Annotated in this window: 4 protein-coding genes; 3 read left to right on the forward strand and 1 reads right to left on the reverse strand. The window is 41.3% G+C overall.

What is annotated here, in order from left to right; all coding sequences use genetic code 11:
* Positions 1-248: M24 family metallopeptidase (locus WBM98_RS04250; protein ID WP_424364784.1), on the forward strand; the 248-nt coding region annotated here is incomplete at its 5' end.
* Between the two features lie 300 nt (positions 249-548).
* Positions 549-1130 carry a lysostaphin resistance A-like protein gene (locus tag WBM98_RS04255; RefSeq protein WP_424364785.1) on the forward strand — a complete coding sequence of 194 codons (582 nt, stop codon included), beginning with the start codon at positions 549-551 and terminating at the stop codon, positions 1128-1130.
* Between the two features lie 450 nt (positions 1131-1580).
* Here the strand turns inward: WBM98_RS04255 and WBM98_RS04260 are convergent, their stop codons facing one another.
* Positions 1581-2477 (reverse strand): SDR family oxidoreductase, encoded by an 897-nt coding sequence (locus tag WBM98_RS04260; protein WP_424364786.1) that lies wholly within the window; start codon positions 2475-2477, stop codon positions 1581-1583.
* Here WBM98_RS04260 and WBM98_RS04265 point away from each other — a divergent pair.
* On the forward strand, positions 2461-2693 hold a 233-nt coding region (locus WBM98_RS04265; protein WP_424364787.1), incomplete at its 3' end, for a hypothetical protein. The genes WBM98_RS04260 and WBM98_RS04265 overlap by 17 nt on opposite strands.

Raw genomic sequence — 2693 nt, forward strand, 5'->3', positions numbered from 1 at the left:
ATAAAAAATACTTTATGCATGGTACCAGCCACCATATCGGGTTGGACACCCATGATTACGGGGCCCTAAAAACGCCGATGAAGGCGAATATGGTCTTTACCGTGGAGCCGGGCATCTACATTCCCGAAGAAGGCATGGGCATTCGGTTGGAAGATGATGTGGTGATCCAAAAGAAAGGGGAGCCCTTTAATTTGATGAAGAACATCCCGATCGAGATTGAGGAGATTGAGGATCTTATGGGTAAATAGTTGATAGTTGATAGTTGATAGTTGTTTGTTGATGGTTTTTCGTTGATGGTTGATAGTTGATAGTTGTTTGTTGATGGTTGTTGGTTGAGAGTTCAGAAGTCAGAGGTCAGAGTTAGGAATTGGGGTGTTAGGCTAAACACGAATTAATGTGGATGTCACCCTAAGCACACCTGTCTACCGTAACTTTAGTGAAGGTAGAGTCGAAGCACATACTCTGAACACTTGTCTAGGGCAACTTTTGTAAAGGGAGAACTTTGGCTTAAAAACCCATATAATAAAATCTTCAACAATCAATTTATAATGAAGCCTGTTTTAACAGTAATTGGTTTATTGCTACTTGAATTGGTGCTATCTGTAGCTCTTTCAGTTGTAATTGCTCGGTTTAGTATTGATTTTAATATTAGTTTCTTTTTAAGTTCTTTGATAGTGGGAATTTTGGTACTGTTATTTTTCTATAGAACAGCTATTTTCAAGCAAACTTTTATTTCGAAGTTTAATTTCAAAGCAATACTCCCATATATCTTGTTGACCCTAGTCACTGCCGTTCTAACAAGAATAATATTGGGAAAGCCATGGGCATATCATTTGCCTGATAATTTGTCCGGTTTCTTATTTACATTCGGATTATTGGTCCTTGCTCCCTTTTTTGAGGAATTGTGTTATCGTGGTTTGGCATTTGAATACCTGCTCAAGAAAAACATTTCCAAAGTGCTCATTGTAATTGTTACCACAACGATTTTTACCCTTGGTCATTTCCCGTTTTCCAATGCCACTATTGGCGTACTTCTTCTTTCCTTGATAACGAGTGTAGTCTACTTAAGGGAACGAAATATCTGGTATTGCATTGGCATTCATTTTACCTACAATTTGTTAATGCTTTAGCAAAGAGTTCTGAACTTGTATTTTGCTACTGGCTACTGGCTACTGGCTGTTGGCTGTTGGCTGTTGGCTGTTGGCTGTTGGCTGTTCGCCATGCCCTTAATGCAAATCGTGAGACGCTAGATGAGATTAAGAAATCAGTAAGCAGTGAACAGTGAACAGTGTACAATAAACAATGCACAGTTAACAATGAACAATAGGCAGTCAATAGTAGGCAGTAACTTACGACTAGACGCTAGATTAATTTAAGAAATCAGAAATCTGAACTCACTTTCGACCTTAGACTTTCGACTTTTTAACTTAAGCCTTCACCATCAACAATCAACACATACCTCGTTCCTCTTACTTCGTACTTCGTATTTTAAACTTGAAACCCGAAACTTTCGACTTTCGACTTTGGACCTTCAAACTAATCAACTTCTTACTTTCTACTTAATACTTAATACTCGAAACTCACCATAACCCTTTTGCAAAATCATTCACAGCGGTCAGTGGCAGCTGAAATAGGGTATTCGCGGTTTTCATATTAATTTCACTACCCTTGGCCACGTTCAGCATAAGGGAGGCAAAGGATGCACTTAAGGGGTCTTCGGCCGCCTCCCTTTGTGCTTTCAGGGCTGCTTCGGGCACAAACTCAAGTTCAAATTTCCTACCTCGGTTGGCCTCGTAAATTTTCACCACTTCGAGGGGACTTAAGGCCGTTGGCCCCCCTAATTCAATACGTTTGTTCTTGGCCTTGGGATTATCCAAGGCGGCTACGGCAAATGACGCAACGTCTTTTATCGATATCCAGGAAACCCGCTTTTTCCCATCCCCATAGATGGTGGCTTTGCCATTGGGAGCATCAAAACCCAAGGCCGGACTCAGCCATACTTCCATAAAATAGGTGGGCAGCAAAATGGTATACTTCAAACCACTTGCTTCGAGATGTTGCTCTACCTTGCGTTTAGCCGTCTGTAAAGGAAATTCCCCCACCATGGAACAGAACGAAACATACACGAATTGATCGATACCGGCACCGACCGCAGCATCGATTAAATTAATTTGCCCATCGTCATCCACGGTTTGTATGGAATCACCTTCCTGTCTTGATAAGGATGAGGATACGGTGGAAATAATGGCGGAAACCCCGGACATGGCCTTTTCCAATGACGTCTTGTTTTTTAGATCCCCTATTATGGTTTCAACCCCTAATTCCTTTAATGAGGCCACTTTGGTTGGATCTGAAGTGGCGCGCACCAAACCCTTTACCTTTTTATTCTTTTGTACTAATTGACGGCAGACTTCACTGCCTAAAAATCCTGTAGCACCAGCTACAAGTACTGTTGAAGCATTGTTTGAACTGTTCATATCCAATGATTTAGTTGTTGTACGTTATGATTTTTACACTGAGCCCTTTGGGAACACCAAACAAAAGTGTGGAGGTCTGGGTGTTAATTGCGGAGGAGGTAATAAGATACTAAAAAATGAAGTAGGATGCAATGCGCTTTCAGCGGAATTCGAAATGCATAAGTCGGATGGCTCTTGGCTGTTAGCTATTGGCTGTTCGCTGAACGCCATGCGCTT

The sequence above is a fragment of the Maribacter sp. genome (assembly GCF_049667165.1).
Taxonomy (GTDB): Bacteria; Bacteroidota; Bacteroidia; order Flavobacteriales; family Flavobacteriaceae; genus Maribacter_A.

Coding starts and splice junctions, on each gene's coding strand:
- WBM98_RS04260 (WP_424364786.1), bottom strand. CDS start 2,477: ATGAACAGTTCAAACAATGCTTCAACAGTACTTGTAGCTGGTGCTACA.
- WBM98_RS04255 (WP_424364785.1), top strand. CDS start 549: ATGAAGCCTGTTTTAACAGTAATTGGTTTATTGCTACTTGAATTGGTG.